The organism is Klebsiella sp. PCX (genome assembly GCF_021869705.1).
GTDB lineage: Bacteria > Pseudomonadota > Gammaproteobacteria > Enterobacterales > Enterobacteriaceae > Klebsiella > Klebsiella quasipneumoniae.
The window spans coordinates 995,526-1,019,324 of sequence record NZ_CP091527.1 but is presented as its reverse complement, the minus strand read 5'-3'; the positions used below and the strand labels follow the sequence as shown (position 1 = coordinate 1,019,324).

The 23,799-nt window shown below is 57.1% G+C and carries 24 protein-coding genes and 1 tRNA gene; 9 read left to right on the top strand and 16 right to left on the bottom strand.

Annotated features, from left to right (window positions below):
• Nucleotides 1-84 precede the first annotated feature (84 nt).
• Nucleotides 85-945 carry a glycerophosphodiester phosphodiesterase family protein gene (locus GQR96_RS04720; RefSeq protein ID WP_065903443.1) on the top strand — a complete coding sequence of 287 codons (861 nt, stop codon included), beginning with the start codon at nt 85-87 and terminating at the stop codon, nt 943-945.
• A gap of 147 nt (nt 946-1,092) precedes the next feature.
• Here the strand turns inward: GQR96_RS04720 and nqrM are convergent, their stop codons facing one another.
• From nqrM to GQR96_RS04685, 7 genes are read right to left on the bottom strand one after another with little or no spacing between them, the layout of a single operon-like run.
• Nucleotides 1,093-1,308: a (Na+)-NQR maturation NqrM gene (gene nqrM, locus GQR96_RS04715; protein ID WP_004204638.1), complete on the bottom strand. Its 216-nt coding sequence runs from the start codon at nt 1,306-1,308 to the stop codon at nt 1,093-1,095.
• 2 nt (nt 1,309-1,310) lie between these two features.
• Entirely contained in the window at nt 1,311-2,534 is a 1,224-nt protein-coding gene (gene nqrF / locus GQR96_RS04710) for an NADH:ubiquinone reductase (Na(+)-transporting) subunit F (RefSeq protein ID WP_004204637.1), read from the bottom strand.
• A gap of 12 nt (nt 2,535-2,546) precedes the next feature.
• A complete protein-coding gene (gene nqrE, locus GQR96_RS04705) occupies nt 2,547-3,143 on the bottom strand; it encodes an NADH:ubiquinone reductase (Na(+)-transporting) subunit E (protein WP_004177335.1) in 597 nt (198 codons plus the stop codon).
• Nucleotides 3,144-3,149: 6 nt separating this feature from the next.
• Nucleotides 3,150-3,788 carry an NADH:ubiquinone reductase (Na(+)-transporting) subunit D gene (locus GQR96_RS04700; RefSeq protein WP_002889716.1) on the bottom strand — a complete coding sequence of 213 codons (639 nt, stop codon included), beginning with the start codon at nt 3,786-3,788 and terminating at the stop codon, nt 3,150-3,152.
• Complete coding sequence (locus GQR96_RS04695) at nt 3,781-4,575, bottom strand: Na(+)-translocating NADH-quinone reductase subunit C (RefSeq protein WP_032455592.1); 795 nt, start codon at nt 4,573-4,575, stop codon at nt 3,781-3,783. Before GQR96_RS04695 ends, GQR96_RS04700 begins: the two co-directional genes overlap by 8 nt.
• Nucleotides 4,568-5,806 (bottom strand): NADH:ubiquinone reductase (Na(+)-transporting) subunit B, encoded by a 1,239-nt coding sequence (locus tag GQR96_RS04690; protein WP_004204634.1) that lies wholly within the window; start codon nt 5,804-5,806, stop codon nt 4,568-4,570. The genes GQR96_RS04695 and GQR96_RS04690 overlap by 8 nt, the downstream gene beginning before the upstream one ends.
• Nucleotides 5,807-5,809: 3 nt before the next feature.
• A complete protein-coding gene (locus GQR96_RS04685) occupies nt 5,810-7,153 on the bottom strand; it encodes a Na(+)-translocating NADH-quinone reductase subunit A (protein ID WP_023319787.1) in 1,344 nt (447 codons plus the stop codon).
• A 411-nt stretch (nt 7,154-7,564) separates the two neighbouring features.
• Between GQR96_RS04685 and dpaA the strand changes: the two genes are divergently transcribed.
• Nucleotides 7,565-8,305 carry a peptidoglycan meso-diaminopimelic acid protein amidase gene (gene dpaA / locus GQR96_RS04680; RefSeq protein ID WP_032455591.1) on the top strand — a complete coding sequence of 247 codons (741 nt, stop codon included), beginning with the start codon at nt 7,565-7,567 and terminating at the stop codon, nt 8,303-8,305.
• On the opposite strand, the gene GQR96_RS04675 is transcribed toward dpaA, so the two are convergent.
• Nucleotides 8,276-9,043, bottom strand: a complete 768-nt coding sequence (locus GQR96_RS04675; RefSeq protein ID WP_065903430.1) for a class II glutamine amidotransferase — start codon at nt 9,041-9,043, stop codon at nt 8,276-8,278. The two genes, dpaA and GQR96_RS04675, sit on opposite strands and share 30 nt — an antisense overlap.
• Nucleotides 9,044-9,117: 74 nt before the next feature.
• A complete protein-coding gene (lpcA, locus tag GQR96_RS04670; RefSeq protein ID WP_004145825.1) occupies nt 9,118-9,699 on the bottom strand; it encodes a D-sedoheptulose 7-phosphate isomerase in 582 nt (193 codons plus the stop codon).
• Between the two features lie 239 nt (nt 9,700-9,938).
• Here lpcA and fadE point away from each other — a divergent pair, with 239 nt between their 5' ends.
• From fadE to GQR96_RS04655, 3 genes are all read left to right on the top strand, one after another.
• Nucleotides 9,939-12,383, top strand: coding sequence for an acyl-CoA dehydrogenase FadE (fadE, locus tag GQR96_RS04665; RefSeq protein WP_023319786.1), 2,445 nt, complete (start codon nt 9,939-9,941; stop codon nt 12,381-12,383).
• A gap of 178 nt (nt 12,384-12,561) precedes the next feature.
• Nucleotides 12,562-13,332 carry an amidohydrolase gene (locus GQR96_RS04660; protein ID WP_004204628.1) on the top strand — a complete coding sequence of 257 codons (771 nt, stop codon included), beginning with the start codon at nt 12,562-12,564 and terminating at the stop codon, nt 13,330-13,332.
• A gap of 249 nt (nt 13,333-13,581) precedes the next feature.
• The gene (locus tag GQR96_RS04655) at nt 13,582-14,682 is read left to right on the top strand and encodes an AI-2E family transporter (protein WP_053810739.1); all 1,101 of its coding nucleotides are present in this window, start codon (nt 13,582-13,584) and stop codon (nt 14,680-14,682) included.
• Nucleotides 14,683-14,710: 28 nt separating this feature from the next.
• Here GQR96_RS04655 and eamB read toward each other — a convergent pair whose 3' ends face one another.
• Nucleotides 14,711-15,301, bottom strand: a complete 591-nt coding sequence (eamB, locus tag GQR96_RS04650; RefSeq protein WP_004204623.1) for a cysteine/O-acetylserine transporter — start codon at nt 15,299-15,301, stop codon at nt 14,711-14,713.
• 103 nt (nt 15,302-15,404) lie between these two features.
• Here eamB and GQR96_RS04645 point away from each other — a divergent pair, with 103 nt between their 5' ends.
• On the top strand, nt 15,405-16,286 hold the full coding sequence (locus GQR96_RS04645; protein ID WP_012968890.1) for a LysR family transcriptional regulator: 882 nt from the start codon (nt 15,405-15,407) through the stop codon (nt 16,284-16,286).
• Between the two features lie 59 nt (nt 16,287-16,345).
• On the opposite strand, the gene GQR96_RS04640 is transcribed toward GQR96_RS04645, so the two are convergent.
• Together GQR96_RS04640 and dnaQ are read right to left on the bottom strand one after the other, a co-directional pair.
• Nucleotides 16,346-16,422, bottom strand: a tRNA-Asp gene (locus GQR96_RS04640).
• Nucleotides 16,423-16,555: 133 nt separating this feature from the next.
• The gene (gene dnaQ, locus GQR96_RS04635; RefSeq protein WP_004204621.1) at nt 16,556-17,287 is read right to left on the bottom strand and encodes a DNA polymerase III subunit epsilon; all 732 of its coding nucleotides are present in this window, start codon (nt 17,285-17,287) and stop codon (nt 16,556-16,558) included.
• Between the two features lie 64 nt (nt 17,288-17,351).
• Between dnaQ and rnhA the strand changes: the two genes are divergently transcribed.
• Nucleotides 17,352-17,819: a ribonuclease HI gene (rnhA, locus tag GQR96_RS04630; protein ID WP_004204620.1), complete on the top strand. Its 468-nt coding sequence runs from the start codon at nt 17,352-17,354 to the stop codon at nt 17,817-17,819.
• On the opposite strand, the gene GQR96_RS04625 is transcribed toward rnhA, so the two are convergent.
• Nucleotides 17,816-18,538 carry a class I SAM-dependent methyltransferase gene (locus tag GQR96_RS04625; RefSeq protein ID WP_065903427.1) on the bottom strand — a complete coding sequence of 241 codons (723 nt, stop codon included), beginning with the start codon at nt 18,536-18,538 and terminating at the stop codon, nt 17,816-17,818. The two genes, rnhA and GQR96_RS04625, sit on opposite strands and share 4 nt — an antisense overlap.
• A gap of 32 nt (nt 18,539-18,570) precedes the next feature.
• On the opposite strand from GQR96_RS04625, the gene gloB reads away from it, so the two are divergent.
• Entirely contained in the window at nt 18,571-19,326 is a 756-nt protein-coding gene (gloB, locus tag GQR96_RS04620) for a hydroxyacylglutathione hydrolase (protein WP_004204618.1), read from the top strand.
• A gap of 71 nt (nt 19,327-19,397) precedes the next feature.
• On the top strand, nt 19,398-20,765 hold the full coding sequence (gene mltD / locus GQR96_RS04615; protein ID WP_004204616.1) for a murein transglycosylase D: 1,368 nt from the start codon (nt 19,398-19,400) through the stop codon (nt 20,763-20,765).
• A gap of 59 nt (nt 20,766-20,824) precedes the next feature.
• On the opposite strand, the gene GQR96_RS04610 is transcribed toward mltD, so the two are convergent.
• From GQR96_RS04610 to GQR96_RS04600, 3 genes are all read right to left on the bottom strand, one after another.
• Nucleotides 20,825-21,595: a class I SAM-dependent methyltransferase gene (locus GQR96_RS04610; RefSeq protein WP_032455587.1), complete on the bottom strand. Its 771-nt coding sequence runs from the start codon at nt 21,593-21,595 to the stop codon at nt 20,825-20,827.
• Between the two features lie 89 nt (nt 21,596-21,684).
• Complete coding sequence (locus GQR96_RS04605; RefSeq protein ID WP_002889629.1) at nt 21,685-22,482, bottom strand: endonuclease/exonuclease/phosphatase family protein; 798 nt, start codon at nt 22,480-22,482, stop codon at nt 21,685-21,687.
• 102 nt (nt 22,483-22,584) lie between these two features.
• The gene (locus GQR96_RS04600) at nt 22,585-23,775 is read right to left on the bottom strand and encodes an MFS transporter (protein ID WP_065903424.1); all 1,191 of its coding nucleotides are present in this window, start codon (nt 23,773-23,775) and stop codon (nt 22,585-22,587) included.
• Nucleotides 23,776-23,799 lie beyond the last annotated feature (24 nt).

The window sequence follows — 23,799 nt, the reverse complement described above, 5'->3', positions numbered from 1 at the left end:
GCTAAAAAAGCGGTCAAAACATAAAAATGCAATGAATTATGTTTATTTTCATAAAGTTAACCGATGAGTCTGGAAGGTGTAATCATGAAGAAAATACTTACCGCACTTTGCCTGCTGGCCACCGCCAGCGCCTGGGCAGACCCACAGCTGATTGCCCACCGCGGCGGCACCGGCGATGCGCCGGAAAATACCCTGCCAGCGATCAAGCTGGCGCTGGAGAATAACGCTGAGGCCATTTGGGTCACCGTGCAGTTAAGCCGCGACGGCGTGCCGGTGCTCTACCGGTCAAGCGATCTTTCCACATTGACCAATAGCAAGGGCAAAGTTTCCAGTTTGACCGCCGCCGAGCTGGCGAAAGTCGATGCCGGCTGGAAATGGGGTGATGACAGCCACCCCTGGCGCGGCAAGCAGGCCACCATTCCCACGCTGCAAGCCGTTTTGCAGCAATGGCCGCACACGTTTTTCTACATCGACATTAAATCTCCGGATGCCGACCCGACCGTGATGGGCGAGCGCCTGCTTGCGGTGTTAAAAGCCACGCACAGCCTCAATCGCGTACGGGTCTATTCCACCGAAGACCGCTATATCGCCGCGCTGCCGCCGGCTATTCCCCGCTTCGTCACCCGTAGCGAAACCCGCACCAGGCTCGCCAGTATTTCGCTCAGCCATCAGTGCCAGCCTGCCAGCCAGCGCGAAGGCGAACAGTGGTATGGGCTGGAGCTGAAGCGCAAGGTAGAGGTGGTGGAGAAATTCACCCTTGGGGAAGGGATCTCCCCGGCGACGCTCACCTGGGATAAAGAGGCGATGGATTGCTTCCGCTCGCAGGGCAAAGCGCACATTATCTTCTTCGGCATCAACAGTGCGGAAGATTACCGTACGGCGAAGGCGCTGGGCGCTGACGGCGTGATGGTTGATTCCCCGGCGCAGGCGAAAAGCTGGCAGTAAGGGCGCAAAGGGAGAAAAAAGGCCGCGAAAGCGGCCTCACATTGCTGGCATGTTGTTGCCGGGTGGCGGCTGACGCCTTTCCCGGCCTACAAAACCGAAGCAGCAGGCCCGGCAAGCGCAGCGCCTCCGGGCCAAAATGGCCAAAGATTACAAAATGCGCCGCTGCTGGCGCTGCGCCTCTCGGGCGAGACGTTTCTTACGCGCGTCGCAGGGCTCAGGACAGTCGCAGACTTTCTCCAGCCCCAGCGAGGAGATCCCGCCGCAGCTTCCCTGAATGCTCTTGCGCTTCACCAGGTAGCCCAGCGACATCCCGAGGATCACCAGCGCAAAAATCACAAAGGTTGCGACAAACACCGTCAGCATCGTCAGCCTCCAAAGTCGTCGAGCAGAATATTCTCGTCCTCGACGCCCAGATCCTTCAGCATCTTAATCACCGCGGCATTCATTACCGGCGGCCCGCACATGTAGAACTCGCAGTCTTCCGGCGCCGGGTGATCGCGCAGATAGTTCTCGTACAGAACGTTATGGATAAAGCCGGTATGCCCCGTCCAGTTATCTTCCGGCAGGGGATCGGAGAGCGCGACGTGGAAGGTAAAGTTCGGGTTATCCCGCGCCAGCTGTTCAAACTCATCATCGTAGAACATCTCGCGCAGCGAGCGCGCTCCGTACCAGAAGCTGATTTTGCGTGTGCTGTGCAGGCGCTTGAGCTGGTCGAAAATATGCGAACGCATCGGCGCCATCCCGGCGCCGCCGCCGATAAACACCATCTCGGCGTCGGTTTCTTTGGCAAAGAACTCGCCGAACGGCCCGGAAATCGTCACCTTATCACCCGGCTTCAGCGACCAGATATAGGACGACATGATCCCCGGCGGGGCATCCGGCACCTTCGGCGGCGGCGTCGCAATGCGCACGTTGAGCATAATGATACCCTTCTCTTCCGGATAGTTAGCCATCGAGTAGGCGCGCAGGGTCGGCTCTTTCACCTCGGAGACGTAGCGGAACAGGTTGAACTTGTCCCAGTCCGAGCGGTATTCATCCGGAACATCGAAGTCAGCATAGGCCACTTTATGCGGCGGGCATTCGATCTGAATATATCCCCCCGCGCGGAACGGCACCACCTCCCCCTCCGGGATCCGCAGCTTGAGCTCTTTAATGAAAGTGGCTTTGTTATCATTGGAGATAACTTCACACTCCCATTTTTTCACACCGAAGATTTCCTCCGGTAGCTCAATCTTCATGTTCTGCTTCACCGCGACCTGGCAGGCCAGACGGCAGCCGGCTTTGGCTTCACGTTTGGTAATATGCGAAAGCTCGGTCGGCAGGATATCGCCGCCGCCCTCTTTGATAGTCACCCGACACTGGCCGCAGGAGCCGCCGCCGCCGCAGGCGGAGGAGACAAAAATCCCGTTGCTCGACAGCGTGTTCAGCAGCTTATCCCCCGCCGGGGTGCGGATCTGCTTATCCGCTTCGTTATTGATCTCAATAACCACGTCGCCCGCGTTCACCAGCTTTGAGCGCGCTGCCAGGATAAGCCCCGACAGTACCAGCACAATCAGCGTGAACATCACGACGCCAAGAATAATTTCCATACTTATACGCCCTTATAGCTGCACGCCGGAGAAGGACATAAAGCCCAGCGCCATCAACCCGGTGGTGATAAAGGTGATCCCTAACCCGCGCAAGCCGGCAGGCACGTTGGCGTACTTCATCTTTTCGCGGATCCCCGCCATCGCCACAATCGCCAGCATCCAGCCGATGCCGGAGCCGAAGCCGTAGACAATGGATTCCGGGAAGTTGTAATCACGCTGCACCATGAACGACACACCGCCAAAAATCGCGCAGTTAACTGCAATCAGCGGCAGGAAGATCCCCAGCGCGTTGTATAGCGCCGGGAAGTACTTATCGAGGATCATCTCGAGGATCTGCACCAGCGCGGCGATCACCCCGATAAAGGTGATGAAGTTCAGGAAGCTGAGGTCCACCCCTTCCACCAGCGCGCCGTCGCGCAGCACCAGGTTATACACCAGGTTGTTGATCGGTACGGCAAGACCCAGCACCACCGTCACCGCAACGCCGAGGCCGAAGGCGGTGGAGACCTTTTTCGACACCGCGAGGAAGGTACACATCCCGAGGAAGAAGGCCAGCGCCATGTTCTCAACGAACACCGCGCGGACAAACAGGCTAATGTAATGAGCCATCATCGATTACTCCTTTTCCTGCTGTTCAGGCTTCCAGCTACGCAGGGCCCAGATCAGCAAACCGATAATGAAGAACGCGCTCGGCGCCAGCAGGAACAGGCCGTTCGGCTGATACCAGCCGCCGTTCTGCACCGTCTCCAGCACCGTGATCCCGAACAGCTTGCCGCTGCCGATAAGCTCGCGCAGGAAGCCGACGATAATCAGGATCGCGCCGTAGCCGAGACCGTTGCCGATACCGTCCATAAAGCTGGCCAGCGGCGGCGACTTCATAGCGTAAGCTTCGGCGCGGCCCATCACGATGCAGTTGGTGATGATAAGCCCGACGAATACCGACAGCTGCTTGGAAGTCTCATAGGCGAAAGCCCGCAGTAGCTGATCCACCACGATAACCAGCGAGGCGATGATCGCCATCTGCACGATGATGCGCACGCTGTTGGGAATGTGGTGGCGGATCATCGAGATAAACATGCTGGAGAACGCCGTCACCAGGGTTACCGCAATGGTCATCACGAAGGCGGTTTCCAGTTTAGTGGTGACCGCCAGCGCGGAGCAGACGCCCAGCACCTGCAGGGCGATGGGGTTATTGGCGATGAGCGGGCCCACTAGCACGCGCTTCACCTCTTTCATATCGCTCTGTTCAGCCATTGTTCAGCCCTCCTTCACGCACCTTTTTCAGGAACGGACCAAAGCCCAGTTCACCCATCCAGAAATCAAAGCTGTGCTGTACGCCATTTGACGTCAGCGTGGCGCCCGATAAGCCATCAACCGCATGCAGGTCACCAGCGCGCGCGCCGCCTTTGACCACTCTCAGCGCCGGCATGCCGTTGTCATCCAGCACCTGCTTGCCGACAAACTGCTGGCGCCAGTTCGGGTTCTCCACTTCGCCGCCCAGCCCCGGCGTTTCGCCCTGATCGTAGTAAGTAATGCCTTTTACCGTGCGGCCATCGACGTCCAGCGCCACGAAGGCATACATCATCGACCACAGGCCGTTGCCATAAATGGGCAGCACCACCTGCTCAATCTTCTGCTGCGCGTCACGCACCAGGTAAATTTCCGCGAGGTTGCTGCGTCGCTTTATACCAGCCGGATCCTGGCTGGCGTCCAGCGCCATACTCTGTTGCGGATCCTTCAGCGCCTGGGCCTGATTGAATTTTGACGGGTCTTTCTCCAGCAGCTCACCAGTCGCCAGATTCACCAGTCGCGGCGAAATGCGCGCCGCGAAGGTGTCGGCGACCGCATCAGCATCCATGCCGGGCTGCATCAGGCCGGACACCGCCAGGATATTACGCTGCTTATCCAGCGCCCGCTGCGCCTGCTGGCGGGATTTCAGCCCGACGGCCGAGCCCGCTACTACGATGGAGCAGACCAGACAAAGCACCAGCACCACCAGCAGCGTTTTGCCGATGCTATCGTTACTTTTCTTCTCAGCCACGCGACTTCCTCCGCTTAATATTGGCCTGCACCACCAGGTAGTCGAACAGCGGTGCGAAGAGGTTGGCAAAGAGGATCGCCAGCATCATCCCTTCCGGATAAGCCGGGTTCACCACGCGGATCAGCACGCACATCACGCCGATCAGCACGCCGTAACTCCATTTCCCTTTATCAGTAAACGAGGCGGATACCGGGTCCGTCGCCATAAACATCATGCCGAAAGCGAAGCCGCCGAGCACCAGATGCCAGTACCATGGCATAGCGAACATCGGGTTGGTGTCAGAGCCGATAACGTTAAACAGGGTGGCGGTGGCGATCATGCCGATCATTACCCCGGCGACGATGCGCCAGGACGCGACGCGGCCAAAGAGGATGATCGCGCCGCCGATCAGGATCATCAGCGTGGAGACTTCGCCAATCGAGCCCGGAATATTACCGAGGAAGGCGTCCATCCAGCTTACCGGGATGCCGGTAGCGACGTTAACCAGCGCTTCACCGCCGCCGCTGGCCCACTGAGAGAGCGGCGTAGCGCCGGAGAAACCGTCCGCTGCCGTCCACACCAGGTCGCCGGAGATCTGCGCCGGATAGGCGAAGAACAGGAACGCGCGCCCCGCCAGCGCCGGGTTGAGGAAGTTGCGCCCGGTGCCGCCGAAAATCTCCTTAGCGATCACCACCCCGAAGGAGATCCCCAGCGCCGCCTGCCACAGCGGCAGCGTGGGCGGGACGATCAGCGCAAACAGAATCGAGGTGACAAAGAAGCCTTCGTTGATCTCATGCTTGCGCACGATAGCGAACAGCACTTCCCAGAAGCCGCCGACGATAAAGACAGTGATATAGATAGGCAGGAAGAAGACCGCGCCCAGGGTCATCATGCTCAGCCAGCCGGCGTCGGCGCTGAAGCTCACCCCTAACCACTGGGCGACGCTATAGTGCCAGTTGTTGGCGATCGCCTGCTGCAGTTGTTCGGCGCCGTAAAGCTTATGTAGCGCCGGAATGGTCTGTAGCCCGACGTTGTACATCCCCCAGAACATCGCCGGGAATACGGCAAACCACACGAGGATCATCATCCGCTTGAGGTCGATGGCGTCGCGCACGTGCGCCGCGCCGCGGGTGACCTGGCCTGGAGTGTAGAAGATGGTCGCCGCCGCCTCATACAGCGGGTAATATTTTTCCAGCTTGCCGCCGTGCGTGAAATGCGGCTCAAGTTTTTCAATCAGATGCTTTAAGCCCATCTCTTATCCTTCCTGCTCAATCCGGGTTAAAACGCTGCGCAGCGCCGGGCCATATTCATACTTCCCGGGGCAGACGTAGGTGCAGAGCGCCAGATCTTCTTCATCCAGCTCCAGACAGCCCAGCGCCTGAGCGCTGTCGGTGTCCCCGGCCAGCAGATCGCGCAGCAGTATGGTCGGCAGGATATCCAGCGGCATCACCCGTTCGTAGTTGCCGATCGGCACCATCGCCCGCTCGCCGCCGTGGGTATCGGTGGAGAAATGAAAGCGCTTGCGCCTGAAGAAATGGCCAAGCGTAGTGCGGGTTATCGAGAATTTCTCTTTGCCCGGCATCACCCAACCGAAGAGCTCTTTTTCCCGCCCTTCTTTGACCACGCTCACCTGCAGATGGAAGCGCCCGAGGAAGGCGTGAGGGCCATGGGCGCGGGTGCCGCTGAGCACCGAGCCGGAAATGACCCGGTTTTCCCCCTCCTGTAGCTCGCCAGCCAGCAGATCGTCCAAGCTGGCGCCGAGCGTCGTTTTAACCAGCCGCGGCGATGTCACCTGCGGGCCGCCGAGCGCAATTATCCGTTCGCAGCAAAGCTCCCCGTCGAGGAAAAGCTTACCAATGGCGATCGCGTCCTGATAATTGAGGTGCCAGACCTGCTTATTCAGGCTCACCGGCTCCAGAAAGTGAATATGCGTTCCCGGCAGCCCCGCCGGGTGCGGCCCGGTGAACTGGTTAAAACAGACCTGGCCGGCTGGATGACCGCCGAGCTTACCGCCGCTGGGCTGGCAGACGTGGACTTTCCCGTCGGTCAGACGCGTCAGCACGGTAAGGCCGGCGTCGAAAGCGGCCCGTTCGGCCAGAATAATCGGCTGCGGCTCCGCCGCCAGCGGATTGGTATCCATGGCGTTAACAAAGATAGCGGCCGGCACGCTGCCCGGTTGCGGCGTTTTACTGAACGGCCGTGTGCGCAGCGCCGTCCACAGGCCCGACGCCAACAGCTGCTGCTGCACGGTGTCGCGCGGCAGTTCAGCCAGCGCGTCCGCGGCGTAACGGGTAAACGCCACCGCGTCATTGCCCTCGATATCAATCACCACCGACTGCAACACGCGCCGTTCACCGCGGTGGATCGCGCTGACGACCCCGCTCGCCGGGGCGGTAAAGCAGACGCCGGGGATCTTTTTATCTTCGAACAGGATCTGACCTTTTTTGACCCGATCGCCTTCTTTGACCGCCATGGCGGGACGCATGCCGACGTACTCTTCGCCGAGTAGCGCGACGCGCTTCACCGCTGGCGCGGAAGAAATCTGCTGTAATGGCATGCCAGCTATGGGCAAATCCAGCCCTTTCGTGATTTTAATCATATCGTTAGCAGGTATCCGTAACCTCAACCCCGACGCAGGCCGGGGCCAGCTTATTGACAGAATGGTAGAGAAGAAAGGGCAAAACGGCGCCAGTAGCGCTCAGGACGGAAGAGAAGCATCCTTTCTTACTCTGGTGATGAACCGGCGCAAGTGTAACATTTCGTGAGCGGCGGCTGTAGCGCAAGGGGCGATAAGTGCTTCTAAAATGCGAGCTATTGCGCAAAGTTCTCACTGTGTTTTCGTCGCCGTCAGGGTATAAAGTGAGGCGGAATTGTAAACGCCGCCACGTCGCCCTTGCGAAAAAATGCCGTGATGCTAATGTGAGCGCTCTAAATCCAGAAAACTCTGATTTCGGGTCTCTCTTGCCGTCCTGGCAATGTGGCTATTTTGTTTTATCAAGGAACAAGCAGTATGCGCAAAATCGCATTATTTATTGCGATGCTTCTGCTGCCGTGCGTGTCATTTGCCGGGCTGCTCAGCAGCAACAGCCCGACGACGCCGGTTAGCAAAGAATATAAGCAGCAATTAATGGGTTCACCGGTTTACATTGAGATCTTTAAAGAAGAGCGCATGCTCGACCTTTACGTCAAAATGGGTGAGACCTACCAGCTCCTCGACAGCTATCGGATCTGCAACTACTCCGGTGGCCTGGGCCCGAAACAGCGCCAGGGCGATTTCAAGAGCCCGGAAGGGTTCTATAACGTCACCCGCAGCCAGCTCAAACCCGACAGCCGCTTCTATAAAGCGATTAATATCGGCTTCCCGAACGCCTACGATCGCGCCCATGGTTATGAAGGGAAATACCTGATGATCCACGGCGACTGCGTCTCTATCGGCTGCTACGCCATGACCGACCGCGGGATCGATGAGATCTTCCAGTTCGTGACCGGCGCCTTAGTCTTCGGTCAGCCAAGCGTGCAGGTGAGTATCTATCCGTTCCGCATGACCAACGCCAATATGGAACGCCACAAATACTCCTACTATGCGGATTTCTGGAAACAGCTAAAGCCTGGCTATGATTATTTCCAGCAGACCCACAAACCGCCGATCGTATCAGTGACCGACGGCCGCTATGTGGTGAGCAAGCCGCTCAGCCACGAGGTTGTCCAGCCGCAGCTGGCCTCAAACTATACGCTCCCCGAGACAAAATAACGCCCACTCGCCTGGCATGATCTTATGCCAGGTCTCATTGGCCGTCAGCGGCTGTGTGGCGATAACCGTGACCACATCGTTGGGTGTGGTCTCGCGTTGAAAGTCGATCTCCACATCCTGGTCCAGCAGTTTTGCCACGCCGAACGGCGCCCGCCGGGTGATCCAGTGCAGGTTGGTCGAGCAGAACGCCATCACATAGCGTCCGTCCGACAGCAGCATGTTGAACACCCCTTTCTCACGCAGCTCCCCCGCCAGGGTGGCGATATACTTAAATACGCCCAGCATATTGCCCGGCGTACGCGGGTAGCGCTCGGTTAAGCGGTGCAGCAGCCAGCAGAAGGCCTTTTCACTGTCGGTTTCACCTACCGGGTGGAAATTGGCGGTTTTCAGCGATTTATAGCCTTTGAGCTGCCCGTTGTGCGCGTAGGTCCAGTTGCGCCCCCACAGCTCGCGGGTGAACGGATGCGTATTCTCCAGGGCCACCATCCCGCGGTTGGCCTGACGGATATGCGCGACGACGGAACAGGACTTAATCGGGTAATCCTGGACCAGTTTCGCGATCGGCGACTGAAAGCTCGGCTGCGGATCTTTGAATGTGCGACAGCCTTTGCCTTCATAGAAGGTGATGCCCCAGCCGTCTTTATGCGGCCCCGTCCCGCCTCCGCGCTGTACCAGCCCGGTAAAGCTAAAACAGATATCTGTTGGCACATTGGCGCTCATCCCGAGCAGTTCGCACATAGATCACCTCACCATCACAAATCACGACGGCGCCAAAGCGAGGCCGCCGTCAACAGTACACACTCACCTGCCTGTTAGCCTTTCGCCATCTCTTTTTCGATCAGCATAATCAGGATATGGATCACTTTGATGTGGATCTCCTGAATGCGGTCGGCGTAGCCAAAGTGCGGCACGCGAATTTCAACATCGGCGCTACCGGCCATTTTACCGCCGTCTTTACCGGTCAGGGTGATCACTTTCATCCCCTGCGCCCGGGCGGCTTCAATGGCCTTGATAACGTTGCCGGAGTTGCCGGAGGTGGAGATGCCAAGCAGCACATCGCCCGCGCGGCCGACGGATTCAACGTAGCGGGAGAATACATACTCATAGCCAAAATCATTGCTCACGCAGGAGAGATGGCTGACGTCGGAGATCGCAATGGCCGGATAACCCGGGCGGTTTTCGCGATAACGTCCGGTCAGCTCTTCCGCAAAATGCATCGCATCGCAATGGGAACCGCCGTTACCGCAGGACAGCACTTTACCACCCGCCTTAAAGCTATCCGCCAGCAGGACAGCGGCACGCTGGATAGCATGGATATTGGCTTCGTCCTGCAGAAAGTTAGCCAGCGTTTCCGCGGCTTCGTTCAGTTCGTTACGAATAAGATCCTGGTACATGAGGATAATCCTTCAGTATGAGTGGAATAACCCTGGCAGTGTACCGGATAGCCGCCGAAGCGAGAAGCAGCAGGCAGCGTTATCCCCCGCCCTTTTGATTTTATGTGCCGCTTTTGCATACAACAATGTGAGCAAGGTTGTAATTATTTTGTAAACACATTGCTAAATAAAAAAGCATGCACTACAACCAATACATCACAAGTGGTCAGACCTCCTACAAGCACAGGGAGCATTTCTCTATGATGATTTTGAGTATTGTTGCAACCGTTGTTTTACTCGGTGCGCTCTTCTATCACCGGGTCAGCCTGCTGCTCAGCAGCGTGATCTTGCTCGCCTGGACCGCAGCGCTCGGCGCGGCCGGTCTGTGGAATATCTGGCTGCTGCTGCCGCTGGCGATCATTCTGTTGCCGTTTAACTTTGCGCCTATGCGTAAATCCATGATTTCCGCACCGGCGTTTCGCGCTTTCCGCAAGGTGATGCCGCCGATGTCGCGTACTGAAAAAGAAGCCATCGACGCCGGGACCACCTGGTGGGAAGGGGATCTGTTTCGCGGCAACCCTGACTGGCACAAGCTGCATAACTATCCGCAGCCGCGTCTGACCGCCGAAGAGCAAGCCTTCCTCGACGGCCCGGTGGAAGAAGCCTGCCGGATGGCCAACGACTTCGCCATCACCCACGAAATGGCCGATCTGCCGCCGGAGCTGTGGGCGTATCTGAAAGAGCATCGCTTCTTCGCGATGATCATTAAGAAAGAGTATGGCGGGCTTGAGTTCTCCGCTTATGCCCAGTCGCGGGTGCTGCAGAAGCTCTCTGGCGTCTCCGGCATTCTGGCGATCACCGTCGGCGTCCCGAACTCACTGGGGCCGGGCGAGCTGCTGCAGCATTACGGTACCGAAGAGCAGAAAAACCATTATCTGCCGCGTCTGGCGCGCGGGCAGGAGATCCCCTGCTTCGCTCTCACTAGCCCGGAAGCGGGCTCTGACGCCGGCGCCATCCCGGATACCGGCGTGGTCTGCATGGGTGACTGGCAGGGCCAGCAGGTGCTGGGTATGCGCCTGACATGGAACAAACGCTACATTACGCTGGCGCCTATCGCCACCGTGCTGGGACTGGCGTTTAAACTTTCTGACCCGGATCGTCTGCTGGGGGGAGAAGAAGAGCTGGGCATCACCTGCGCGCTGATCCCGACCTCCACCCCGGGCGTGGAAATTGGCCGTCGTCACTTCCCGCTTAACGTCCCGTTCCAGAACGGCCCAACCCGCGGCAAAGATATCTTCGTGCCGATCGATTACATCATTGGTGGGCCGGGGATGGCCGGTCAGGGCTGGCGCATGCTGGTTGAATGTCTGTCGGTGGGACGCGGTATTACTCTGCCGTCCAACTCCACCGGCGGCCTGAAATCGGTGGCTATGGCTACCGGGGCTTACGCCCATATTCGCCGCCAGTTCAAAATCTCGATCGGTAAAATGGAAGGGATTGAAGAGGCGCTGGCGCGCATTGCCGGTAATGCTTATGTAATGGACGCTGCGGCGTCGCTTATCACCTACGGCATTATGCTCGGCGAGAAACCGGCGGTGCTCTCCGCGATCGTGAAATATCACTGCACCCACCGCGGCCAGCGCTCCATTATCGACGCAATGGATATTACCGGCGGGAAAGGCATTATGCTGGGCGAAGGCAACTTCCTCGCCCGGGCCTATCAGGGCGCGCCTATCGCCATCACCGTGGAAGGGGCGAACATTCTGACCCGCAGCATGATGATCTTCGGTCAGGGTGCGATCCGCTGCCATCCATACGTGCTGGAGGAGATGGCTGCCGCGCAGAACAACGACCTGAACGCCTATGACAAGCTGCTGTTCAAACATATCGGCCACGTCGGTAGTAACAAAGTACGGAGTTTCTGGTTGGGCCTGACCGGCGGACGCACCAGCAGCGCGCCGACCCGCGACGTCACCCGCCGCTACTATCAGCAAATGAACCGCCTGAGCGCGAACCTGGCGCTGCTGTCAGACGTCTCGATGGCGGTGCTGGGGGGCAGTCTCAAGCGTCGCGAACGTATCTCCGCGCGTCTGGGGGATGTGTTAAGCCAGCTGTACCTGGCCTCGGCGGTGCTGAAACGCTATGACGATGAAGGACGCAACGAAGCCGATCTGCCGCTGGTTCACTGGGGGGTGCAGGATGCGCTGCATCAGGCCGAGCAGGCCATCGACGATCTGCTGAAAAACTTCCCCAACCGTCTGGTGGCTGGCGCAATGCGGCTGGTCATCTTCCCGACCGGTCGTCATCATCATGCGCCGTCGGATAAGCTGGACCATAAAGTCGCTAAAATTCTGCAGGTGCCCAGCGCCACCCGCTCCCGCATCGGTCGCGGTCAGTACCTGACGCCGAGCGAGCATAACCCGGTCGGCCTGCTGGAAGAGGCCCTGCTGGAAGTGATGGCGGCCGATCCTATCCATCAGCGTATCTGTAAAGAACTGGGTAAAAATCTGCCGTTCACCCGTCTCGACGAACTGGCCACCCATGCCCTGGCGAAAGGCTTAATTAATCAGGATGAAGCCGCCATTCTGACCCGAGCAGAGCACAGTCGCTTGCGCAGCATTAACGTCGACGACTTTGCGCCAGAGGAGCTGGCAACCCAGCCGGTAAAGCTGCCGGAAAAAGTTCGCAACGTTGAAGCCGCATAATAAAGCAACAACCACATCACAGGCCGGGCGGGGAATTTTCCCCGCCTTTTTTTCGTCTCGCCTTCACCCGTGGTTCCTGTTAGTAGCATTTTTTTAACAAAATATTCCGCGGACCGCCGCGAGGCTGATAAGGTGTTACAGTTAACCTAACCCCCTCATGAGAATGGAGTTGACCATTGTGCCTGGCCTGAAAATTACGCTGTTGCAACAACCGCTGGTCTGGATGGACGGCCCTGCTAACCTGCGCCATTTTGATCGCCAACTGGAAGGGATTGTCGGGCGCGATATCATTGTTTTACCTGAGATGTTTACCACCGGCTTTGCGATGGAAGCGGCAAAACAGTCTTTACCCGAGGCCGAGGTGGTGGCGTGGATGCATGCCCGGGCGGCGCAAACCCAGGCGTTGATCGCCGGCAGCGCCGCGCTGCAAACTGAGCGCGGGGCCGTTAACCGCTTCCTGCTGGTCGAGCCTGACGGCACAGTTCATCATTATGATAAACGGCACCTGTTTCGTATGGCGGATGAACACCATCACTATGAGGCCGGGGACAAGCGCGTGGTCTTTGAATGGCGCGGATGGCGGATCCTGCCGCTGGTCTGTTACGACCTGCGCTTCCCGGTATGGTCGCGTAACCTTAACGATTATGATCTGGCGCTGTATGTGGCGAACTGGCCGGCGCCGCGCTCGCTGCACTGGCAGTCGCTGCTGGTCGCCCGCGCGATTGAGAACCAGGCCTACGTCGCCGGCTGTAACCGGGTCGGCACCGACGGCAACGGTCATCATTACCGCGGTGATAGCCGGGTTATCAGTCCCCAGGGGGAGATTGTCGCCACCGCCGATCCGCATCAGGCCACTCGTCTTGACGCCGAACTGTCGCTGAGCGCCCTGCAGGAATATCGTGAAAAATTCCCCGCCTGGCGCGATGCCGATCCTTTTACTCTGGATTAATCCCCCTCCGCTTTCTTCCCCCCTTCTGCGGGAAAAGAAAGCGGAATTTCCTCTTGCAGCGCCCAACAGAATATTTACAGGGCGCCTTTCATTTCTGTTCTACACTCATTAAAAGACCCCACAACCAAACGGGCGGAGATCATTTTCAATTCACTTCTGCTTTGTAAATCATGAGTTTTCTATTGCCAGCTTGTTTTGTTGAACCCGGCTGAGCGTTGGCGTATGAATATTTAATGAGCGTAATGGAAAATGGATAATAATAATCTTCAGTTAATAGAAAAACGGCTGGTCACCCGCTTTCTCGATATGTTTATTCGGTTCGGTCTTATTCTGGCGCTGGCCTCATTCTGTTTTACCGTCTTTTCTCCCTTCGTCAATATGATGCTCTGGGCGTTGATTCTGGCCGTGGCGCTCTATCCTTTACATCAGTATTTTGCCAGACTGTTAGCGGGAAAACAGGGACTGGCGTCGGTGGTGCTGGTGCTGTTAGGTATTTTACTGATTGTTATCCCCACGGTGCTAATGATCACCTCGCTGGCGGAAAGCGCCAGCGCCATGATTGACAAGATGGGTAGCCAGAGCTTTACCATTCCCCCGCCCTCTTCACGAATTGCCTCTTTACCGATCGTTGGCGAGCGGCTTAGCGCCCTGTGGATGCGGGCTTCCGTGGATCTCCCGGGACTGCTCAACAATTACCGTTCGCAAATCGGCGATATTGCCAAACAGTTCCTCAGCATATTAGCCAGCATGGGCGGCGGACTGATTGGCTTTATTATTTCGTTTATCGTCTCGGGCATTATGATGGCCTGGGGCGCCGCGGGCGCCATCAGCGCCCAGCGTATTGCCATCCGTATTACCGATGAAAATAAAGGCGTGACCCTCACCCGCCTGTGTACCAGCACCATCCGCGCGGTCGCCCAGGGCGTCATCGGGGTGGCATTGATCCAGGCGCTGCTGGTCGGTGTGATCATGCTGATGGCCAGCATTCCCGCCGTCGGGATCTTCTTTATACTTGCCCTGATCCTCGGCATTGCCCAGGTGCCGGTGATCCTGGTGACGGCCCCGGCCATCGCACTGATGTGGAGTCTCGGCACCCACAGTACCGGAATGGATATCTTCTACACCATCCTGCTGATCGTCGCCGGTATGGCCGATAACGTCCTCAAACCTCTGCTGCTGGGGCGCGGAGTCGATGCGCCAATGCCGGTGGTGCTGCTGGGCGCCCTCGGTGGAATGGCCTCTAACGGCATTCTCGGTATGTTTCTCGGCGCCACCCTGCTGGCCATCGGTTATCGGATCTTCATGACCTGGGTAAATGAAGGGCAACCCGCCCTGCCGCAGGATAAATAACCGCAGGGGAGCGTTACGCTCCCTTAATTCATTCCATAAACATTCGTACCGCGCACCAGACCAGCAGCAGCGCCAGCAGCAGATTTAACCCTCTTCCATGGCGTTCGAACACCGGCTGAAACAGATGACCGGCCAGCGCCCAGCAAAGATTGCCGGCAACGCCTATTACTGATAGCAACAGGCTTATCATCACCAGCCAGAATGGCTCGCGAGTCACCGGCAGAACAAAGGTCGACAGGGCCGTGATGCCGTACAGGATAATTTTTACATTCACAAACTGCAGCCCCAGGCTGGCCCAGAAGCTGACAGGCCGCTCCTCCTGCCCACCGCTGGCCGGGTCGCTACGCGCAATGTGCCAGGCCAGCCACAGGATATACCCTGCGCCGACCCAGCGTAGCAGGGAGGTTATCCCCTCATCCAGGGTAACGAGAGTGAACGTCAGCCCGGCACAAATCAGCATGATGATCACAAACCCCAGGCTCATGCCGGCCAGAACCCGCATGCTCCGTCGAAAGCCGTGCGCGGTGACGCTGCTCAGCGCCAGAATATTATTCGGCCCGGGCGTCAGGGCGGTGATCAGGGTGTAAGTTAAAAATGCGCTAATCAGGGTAGGTGTCACGGGTTTTCTCCTCTTGACTGGCAGACAGTACCCGAAGCTGATAATTTAAAAAAATGAATGTTTTTTCATTCTGAATTCGAGAATGTCGATATAAAGAGGAAATATGGATCTGCGACGCTTTATCACTTTCAAAACGGTTGTCGAAGAAGGATCCTTTCTGCGCGCCTCGCAGAAACTGTGCTGCACCCAGTCCACCGTAACCTTTCATATCCAGCAGCTTGAGCAGGAGCTTGCTATCCCACTGTTTGAGAAAATTGGCCGGCGGATGTGTCTCACCGCCGCGGGTAAGAATGTCCTGCCGCACGTCTACGATCTGACCAAAGTGATGGCGTCGATTCGCCAGGCGGCGCGCCAGGACGATGAACCCGGCGGCGAACTTCGCGTCGCCACTGGTGAAACCCTGCTGGCGTACAAAATGCCGCCGGTGCTGCAGCGTTTTAAGCAACGCGCCCCGAAGGTCCGCCTGTCACTACAGTCGCTCAATTGCTACAGCATCCGTGATGCGCTGCTCGCTGACGAAGTCGACCTGGGGGTGTTTTACCGGGTTGGCAACGATGATGCACTCACCATGATGGAACTTGGCCCGCAGCCGCTGGCGCTGGTCGCATCAGTCGATCAGGCGCCGGTCGACTTCCTGCGCCCGCGGCAGCATATCCCATTGAGCTTTATCATCAACGAGCCCCAGTGCGTGTTCCGGCAGATTTTTGAAAGTACCCTGCGCCAGCGCGGCATTACCATGGAGAACACCATCGAACTGTGGAGTATTGAAAGCATCAAACAGTGCGTGGCGGGCAATCTTGGGGTGAGCTTCCTGCCGCGCTTTGCGGTAGAGGAGGAACTCAAACGCGGGACGCTGGTCGAGCTGCCGTTCAGCGAGACGCCGCTGACGATCCATGCGCTCTGCGCCCATCACGCCGGGAAAGCAATCAGTCCTGCGATGCGGGTATTCATGCAGTGTATGCAGGAGGAACAAGAGGCGCGCTGAAATTCGGCGACGAAAACGACGAAAGCCTGAATCATTGCTGATTCAGGCTTTCTGAATAGTGGCGGAACGGACGGGACTCGAACCCGCGACCCCCTGCGTGACAGGCAGGTATTCTAACCGACTGAACTACCGCTCCGCGTTGTTGTTCCGTTGGGAACGAGGCGAATATTACGGATTCCCCTCTACCCCGTCAACGCTTTTTCTACCGTTTTGAATCGTTTGCTGCAAAAATCGCCCAACCGCCTACTTTTAATCCATTTTAGTGGTTATCAGGCACGCCACAGGCAGCTTCCGCCTTTCTTTTGTACCAGATCGAGGCGGGATTCATGGTTCACCAGTTCTTCATCAGAGGCATAAACTACCCGTAACTGGCTGGCGGCGCGGACGACGCGCTGAATGCCCATCTCTCCCGCCTGCTGCTGGCTTTCGCCTTCCATAGAGAACGCCATCGACGTCTGGCCGCCGGTCATCATCAAATAGACATCGGCAAGGATCTGGGCATCGAGTAATGCCCCGTGCAGCGTACGCTTGCTGTTATCTATTTCGTAGCGCGAACATAACGCATCCAGACTGTTGCGCTTGCCGGGGAACATTTTCCGCGCCAGTGCCAGACTGTCGGTGATTTTACAAAAGGTCTCGGTTTTTCCAATGCCGCGGTTCAGCTTACCGAACTCATAATCCATAAAGCCGATATCGAACGAGGCGTTATGGATCACCAGCTCCGCGCCGCGGATGTAATCCATAAATTCATCGGCAACATCGGCAAAGGTGGGTTTATCCAGCAGGAATTCATCGGCGATCCCGTGCACGCCGAACGCCTCCGGATCCACCAGCCGATCGGGCTTCAGATAGACGTGGAAATTGTTACCGGTCAGGCGGCGGTTGATCACCTCCACCGCGCCGATCTCAATGATCTTGTGTCCTTCGTAGTGCGCCCCGATCTGGTTCATACCGGTGGTTTCGGTATCGAGAACAATCTGGCGCGTAATTGCAGTGCTCATAGCGGTCATTTATGTCAGACTTATCGTTTACAAATCGATTTCAATTACAGGAAGTCTACCAGAGATGCTCAAACAGGTAGAAATTTTCACCGACGGCTCTTGCCTGGGAAATCCAGGACCCGGCGGTTACGGCGCCATCATGCGCTACCGCCAGCACGAAAAGACCTTCAGCGCCGGCTACCGTCTGACCACCAATAACCGCATGGAACTGATGGCGGCGATCGTCGCTCTCGAAGCGTTAAAAGAGCATTGCGAAGTGGTGCTCAGCACCGACAGCCAGTATGTCCGCCAGGGGATCACCCAGTGGATCCACAACTGGAAAAAGCGCGGCTGGAAAACGGCAGAGAAAAAACCGGTAAAGAATGTCGACCTCTGGCAGCGGCTGGACGCCGCGCTTGGCCAGCATAAGATCAAATGGGAGTGGGTGAAGGGCCACGCCGGCCATCCAGAAAACGAACGCTGCGACGAGCTGGCCCGCGCGGCGGCCTCCCATCCCACTCAGGACGACATCGGCTACCAGCCGGAGAGCTAATTTTGCCCCTTGCGCCACTGCCGGGTGGCGCCTACTGCTGGCCGCAGCTGGGTTTTCGCTTTCCCTGACTTCATCGGATTAAGGGTGAGCGGAATGGTCCGTTTGCGGGCGACAATCAATTGCAAACAGCCCAGCGCCGGCAGATGGGTGCTCAGCAGTTTGCCGCCATGCCGCGACCAGGGTAAAACCTGATAACGCCCATAATGCAGCACTTCAAAGTTGAGCAGCGACAGCCAGTCCAGCTGGCGCATCAGCGTAAACATACGGCTGTTGTACGGCGTGCTTTTGCGCAGGACCGGCACCAGTTTACGCAACCCCATCAGGCTCACCGGATTAAACCCGGTCAGGATCATCCAGCCATCATCGATCAGGACGCGATCGGCCTCCCGCAGCAGGCGATGCGGATCGCTGCACCACGGCAGGGTATGCGCCAGCAGGCAGGCGTCGACGGACTTTTCGGCAAAGGGCAAATGCAGCGGGTCGGCCCGGACCTGCATTGGGTTTCCCGCCAGCGAGACATTCACCTGGTGCGAGATGGCGCAAGCTTCGGTATTGATTTCCGCGCTCAGATTGCCAATCTTAAGCAGATGAAAGCCATATAATTTAGCCAGCCATGGCTTCATCTGCTGTTCAAGCGTTTCGCGATAGTATTCGCCCCACGGCATACTGGACCAATGCTCAGGCGCTGTCACTGTATGAGGTATCCTTGCCGGCTTCATTGCCACCTTCCGCTACGCTTTAGAGGTAATTTATGAATCTTATCAGTATTCCCGCGTTTCAGGACAACTACATCTGGGTTCTCATTGAGAATCACGGCCGCTGCATCATCGTTGACCCGGGCGAGGCCGCGCCGGTTCTGGCGGCAATCGAGGAAAACCAGTGGCAGCCCGAGGCCATTTTACTGACCCATCACCATCAGGATCACGTCGGCGGCGTAAAACAATTACGTGAAAAATTCCCCTCTCTGGTGGTTTACGGGCCGGCAGAAACCCAGGATAAGGGGGTTACTCAGGTAGTAGACGATGGCGATCGGTTGTCAATTCTGGGTCACGATTTTTCCATTTTCTCCACGCCAGGTCACACATTAGGACATATCTGTTACTACAGCGAACCTTATCTGTTTTGCGGCGACACAATGTTCTCCGGCGGCTGCGGAAGGCTGTTCGAAGGCACCGCAGAGCAAATGTATCAATCATTTATGAAAATTAACGCCCTTCCTGCAGAAACCATTATATGTTGCGCACATGAATATACGTTAGCGAATATGAAGTTTGCGTTAAGTATCCTGCCTGATGATAGGGACATAAACGATTACTATCATAAAGTTAATGAGTTACGTGCAAAAAAACAAAAAACACTACCCGTAATTCTGAAAAACGAGCGGCGTATAAATTTATTTTTACGCGTAAATGATGTTGATTTAATTGATAAAATTAACAAAGAAACAAAATTGCAACACTCTGTGGCGCGATTTGCGTGGTTAAGGTCAAAGAAAGACGAATTCTGACATTTAATTCTTGTCATCGGCTAACTTCGCCGTTATCCTTGGTCGTCTTTTAAGCAACTATTGACACACACATGAAGGCACGAGCGATATTATTCGCCTCTGTCCTGCTGGTGGGGTGCCAGGCGTCTAAGCACGATGGCACCGTCGAACAGCGAGCACAGAGCCTTTCTGCGGCTGGTCAAGGGGAAGCAGGCAAGTTCACAAGTCAAGCGCGCTGGTTAGATGATGGAACCTTCTACGCGCAAGACCAGGATCTGTGGACTTCCATAGGCGACGAGCTAAAGATGGGAATACCGGATAACCCCCGGATTCGCGAGCAAAAACAGAAGTACTTGAGAAATAAGAGCTATCTCCACGATGTAACTTTACGGGCAGAGCCGTATATGTACTGGATAGCCGGGCAGGTTAAGAAACGTAACATGCCAATGGAACTGGTATTACTACCCATAGTGGAGAGCGCTTTTGACCCACACGCGACGTCTGGCGCCAATGCCGCAGGCATCTGGCAGATCATTCCGAGCACAGGGCGCAATTATGGTTTAAAACAGACCCGCAGTTACGATGCGCGTCGTGACGTTGTCGCATCGACAACCGCGGCGCTGGACATGATGCAACGTCTGAACAAAATGTTCGACGGCGACTGGTTGTTAACGGTCGCGGCATATAACAGCGGCGAAGGTCGGGTCATGAAGGCAGTGAAAGCGAACCGTTCGCGTGGCAAACCCACCGATTTCTGGTCGCTGTCTCTGCCGCATGAAACGAAAGTCTACGTACCGAAAATGCTGGCATTGAGCGACATCCTCAAAAACAGCAAACGTTACGGCGTAAAGTTGCCTACGGCTGATGAAAGCCGTGCGCTGGCGCGCGTTCGCCTCGACAGTCCGGTTGAGATTTCTCAGCTCGCGGATATGGCCGGTATGCCGGTCAGCAAGCTGAAGACCTTCAACGCCGGCGTAAAGGGGTCAACGCTGGGCGCTAGCGGGCCAAAGTATGTCATGGTGCCGCAGAAGCACGCAGCCCAACTGCGTGAATCGCTGGCCTCTGGCGACATTGCCGCCGTACAGCCGACGCAGCTCGCGGATAATACGCCGCTGACCAGCCGAAGCTATAAGGTGCGTTCCGGCGACACCATTTCCGGGATTGCTTCCCGTCTCGGTGTGACGACCCGCGATCTGCAGCAGTGGAATAACCTGCGCGGCTCTGGGTTGAAGGTTGGACAAAATCTGGTTATCGGCGCCGGCAGCAGCGCGCAGCGTCTGGCGAATAACAGCGATAGCATCACCTATCGCGTTCGCAAAGGTGACTCGCTGTCGAGCATCGCCAAACGTCATGGCGTTAATATTCGCGACGTCATGCGCTGGAACAGCGATACCGACAATCTGCGGCCTGGCGATCAGCTAACCCTGTTTGTGAAAAACAGCGATCGACCAGAGTCCTGATACGTCAGGGTTCGATAAAAAGGCACCGACTTCCCCCGGTGCCTTTTTTGTTGTCTGTATTAAACCGCTTTATGCGCTTCAAACATGATGGTATCGCTGGTAAAGGAACCATCCTGCTGTAACTCAAAGTAGGCTTTCACCTCCGCCGAGGCGCTCTGCTGGTATAAACGAATCGCCTCCACCAGCGGCTCAGGGGTACGCATCCGCGCCACCCACGAACTGAATTCCAGCGGCAGGCGATCGGTCAACAGCCGATTAATCACCAGGCCCGCCTCTGTCGCCAGCGTCAGCCACTCGCCGCTGGAAAAATTACGCACGTGCGAGGTATCGCGCAGTGCTTCCACGGTCTGCAGCCAGACATCACGCACCGCATGGCCCGGCGACATCACGTCCATCACGATCATCACCCCACCCGGCTTGAGAACACGCTTCACCTCGCGCAGCGCCTGGCCAACGTCATGCCAGTGATGAGCGGAATAGCGGCTGATAACGATATCAAAGCTGGCATCAGCGAACGGCAGCGTTTCGGCATACCCCTGCTGGGTCACGATATTGCTAAAGCCTTTTTCCTTTGCCGCGGCGGCAACGACCTCCAGCATCTGGCTCGATAAATCATAGGCGATCACCTCGGCAACCTGTCCCGCCGCGGTAAAGCTGGCGTGCCCTGCCCCGCAGCCCATATCCAGCACTTTCGCCTGCGGAAAATCAGCCAGACGTTCCGCCAGCCGCTGCAGATCGCGACCAGAGGCGTGTACGGCGCTGGTCAGATAGGCGCTGGCCTGGGAGCTGAACTGCTTTTCAACGTTGTCATGGTGAGAGCGTGTTGTCATGTTGTCTTGTCCTTACGGTTTTTTGAGTAATAAAAGGCAGCACCATGCATGCGCAGGCCTGCCCCATGGCAGGCCTGACCAACCTTAAATTAATCAGGCTTGCCGGGACTGAATTCGACTAGTAGCGGGTTGTGGTCGGAGGCGCGGGTTACCAGCACGGAAGCATCGTGCACGCTTAACCCACGGTAGAACACAAAATCGAGCGGGCGACCAAACGCGCGGCGGCGCTGGTCGTCAGAGAAACGAACTTCACGCAGCGACATCTCGCGTGCAAAGCGGTACAGGGCGTTCATCCGCGGGCGGCTCCAGGCATTGAAGTCGCCGGCCATGATCACCGGCCCGCTGTGATGGGCAATCTGATCGCCAATCGGCAGCAGCTGTTTGCTGTAGACGTCGACGCCAAGGCTGAAGTTGACGGCATGGATATTGACCACCATTAACAACCGCGCATCGGGCAGCGGATAGACAGTCACTAATGCTGATTTAGGCAGACGCAAAATTGGTTCACGCTCGCGCAATGGGCAGCAATAGATAGGATGGGCGGAGGCCAGCGTCATCACGCCGGAAGGATGCTGCGGCAATACCAGCGCCGGCACCTGATCGGCGGCCAGATAGTTTGAAGTCGCGAACCTGACCAGTTCTGGGGTGGTTTGCGCCTCCTGCAACAGGACCAAATGCGCATCTTTGCCGAAATTTTTGAGGACCGACTGCCACTCTGCACGCTGCTGCTTGAAGATATTCCACACCAGCACGCGGATCTTCTCATCGCTGCTTAACGGCGTGCCGGCGGGATAAACCGGACTCACGCCCGCAAACGCCCCCGGAGGCAATATTCTCTCCGCAGGTTGTCCGGCGACATAGCGCATGGCGTAGGTGTTCTTTCGCAATTTGGGCATTAATCCTCGATAACAGAAACCAGCCCGACGACGACTGGTTCTTCTGTTATAGGGATTTTCCCATACACTTTCAATGCAATTTGCGAGAAACCCTTAGCCTTCGGGAGAAAGCGCTGCCGAACGGCGCGGCAATTTATCTAAACGCCCGCTCAGAACCACCAACAGCAAAGCGACCAGCACAATCACCGCGCCAATCCACGGCGTCTGCGCCAGACCGTACCGCTCGACCGTCTGTCCACCGACGATCGATCCCAGCGCGATGCCGACGTTGAAGGCGGCGATATTCAGACCGGAAGCGATGTCGACAGCCCCCGGGGTATACTGCTCTGCTTTTTGCACCACATAGACCTGCAGACCCGGCACGTTGCCGAAGGCGAAAACGCCCATCACCAGCACCGTTGCCAGCGCGGCATAGTGAACGCTGGCGGTCAGCTGGAACACCAGCAGCAGCACAACCAGCGCGGCGAAGATAAACTTCAGCGCGGAGACGGCGCCATGCTTATCGGCCAGTTTGCCGCCCCATACGTTGCCGATAGCCACCGAGACGCCATAGCCCAGCAGGATCCAGCTCACCGCTGAGGGGCTGAAGCCGGCCAGCTCCTGCATCATCGGCGCAAGGAAGGTAAAAGCGGTAAACACGCCGCCATAGCCCAGCGCGGTAATGGCATAGATCATCAGCAGGCGCGGATGGGTTAAGACTTTCAGCTGATCGCGCAGGCTGACGCTGGCGCGGCCCGGAATATTATTCGGCACCAGAATCAGACTGCTGACAAGCGCAATTACACCCAGAATCGATACCGCGAGGAAGGTTTCACGCCAGCCGAAATGCTGGCCAATAAAGGTGCCAAAGGGAACGCCGGTCACCAGCGCGACCGTCAGGCCGCCGAACATAATGGCGATAGCCGAGGCTGCTTTCTCTTTTGCCACCAGGCTGGTGGCGATTGTCGAGCCGATAGAAAAGAACACGCCGTGCGCCAGGCCGGTCAGCAGGCGCGCCAGGATCAGCGTTTCATAGCCTGGAGCCTGCCAGGCCAGCACATTACCCGCCGTAAACAGGACCATCAACGCCAGCAGCAGCTGTTTACGCGGCATACGCCCGGTTAATGCCGTCAGCACCGGGGCGCCGATCGCCACGCCCAGCGCGTAGATAGAGACCAGCAGTCCCGCAGAAGGTAGAGAGATAGAAAGTTGTTGGGCAATCGTCGGGACCAGGCCGACAATCACGAATTCAGTGGTGCCAATTGCAAAGGCACCGATGGTTAAGGCAAATAGCGCCAGTGGCATAATTTACTCCGTAGCATCAGGATT

What these genes read in the sequence shown, in the direction of transcription:
- GQR96_RS04720 (WP_065903443.1), top strand. Translation starts at nt 85, where the DNA reads ATGAAGAAAATACTTACCGCACTTTGCCTGCTGGCCACCGCCAGCGCC.
- nqrM (WP_004204638.1), bottom strand. Translation starts at nt 1,308, where the DNA reads ATGCTGACGGTGTTTGTCGCAACCTTTGTGATTTTTGCGCTGGTGATC.
- nqrF (WP_004204637.1), bottom strand. Translation starts at nt 2,534, where the DNA reads ATGGAAATTATTCTTGGCGTCGTGATGTTCACGCTGATTGTGCTGGTA.
- nqrE (WP_004177335.1), bottom strand. Translation starts at nt 3,143, where the DNA reads ATGGCTCATTACATTAGCCTGTTTGTCCGCGCGGTGTTCGTTGAGAAC.
- GQR96_RS04700 (WP_002889716.1), bottom strand. Translation starts at nt 3,788, where the DNA reads ATGGCTGAACAGAGCGATATGAAAGAGGTGAAGCGCGTGCTAGTGGGC.
- GQR96_RS04690 (WP_004204634.1), bottom strand. Translation starts at nt 5,806, where the DNA reads ATGGGCTTAAAGCATCTGATTGAAAAACTTGAGCCGCATTTCACGCAC.
- GQR96_RS04685 (WP_023319787.1), bottom strand. Translation starts at nt 7,153, where the DNA reads ATGATTAAAATCACGAAAGGGCTGGATTTGCCCATAGCTGGCATGCCA.
- dpaA (WP_032455591.1), top strand. Translation starts at nt 7,565, where the DNA reads ATGCGCAAAATCGCATTATTTATTGCGATGCTTCTGCTGCCGTGCGTG.
- GQR96_RS04675 (WP_065903430.1), bottom strand. Translation starts at nt 9,043, where the DNA reads ATGTGCGAACTGCTCGGGATGAGCGCCAATGTGCCAACAGATATCTGT.
- lpcA (WP_004145825.1), bottom strand. Translation starts at nt 9,699, where the DNA reads ATGTACCAGGATCTTATTCGTAACGAACTGAACGAAGCCGCGGAAACG.
- fadE (WP_023319786.1), top strand. Translation starts at nt 9,939, where the DNA reads ATGATGATTTTGAGTATTGTTGCAACCGTTGTTTTACTCGGTGCGCTC.
- GQR96_RS04655 (WP_053810739.1), top strand. Translation starts at nt 13,582, where the DNA reads ATGGATAATAATAATCTTCAGTTAATAGAAAAACGGCTGGTCACCCGC.
- GQR96_RS04645 (WP_012968890.1), top strand. Translation starts at nt 15,405, where the DNA reads ATGGATCTGCGACGCTTTATCACTTTCAAAACGGTTGTCGAAGAAGGA.
- dnaQ (WP_004204621.1), bottom strand. Translation starts at nt 17,287, where the DNA reads ATGAGCACTGCAATTACGCGCCAGATTGTTCTCGATACCGAAACCACC.
- rnhA (WP_004204620.1), top strand. Translation starts at nt 17,352, where the DNA reads ATGCTCAAACAGGTAGAAATTTTCACCGACGGCTCTTGCCTGGGAAAT.
- GQR96_RS04625 (WP_065903427.1), bottom strand. Translation starts at nt 18,538, where the DNA reads ATGAAGCCGGCAAGGATACCTCATACAGTGACAGCGCCTGAGCATTGG.
- gloB (WP_004204618.1), top strand. Translation starts at nt 18,571, where the DNA reads ATGAATCTTATCAGTATTCCCGCGTTTCAGGACAACTACATCTGGGTT.
- mltD (WP_004204616.1), top strand. Translation starts at nt 19,398, where the DNA reads ATGAAGGCACGAGCGATATTATTCGCCTCTGTCCTGCTGGTGGGGTGC.
- GQR96_RS04610 (WP_032455587.1), bottom strand. Translation starts at nt 21,595, where the DNA reads ATGACAACACGCTCTCACCATGACAACGTTGAAAAGCAGTTCAGCTCC.
- GQR96_RS04600 (WP_065903424.1), bottom strand. Translation starts at nt 23,775, where the DNA reads ATGCCACTGGCGCTATTTGCCTTAACCATCGGTGCCTTTGCAATTGGC.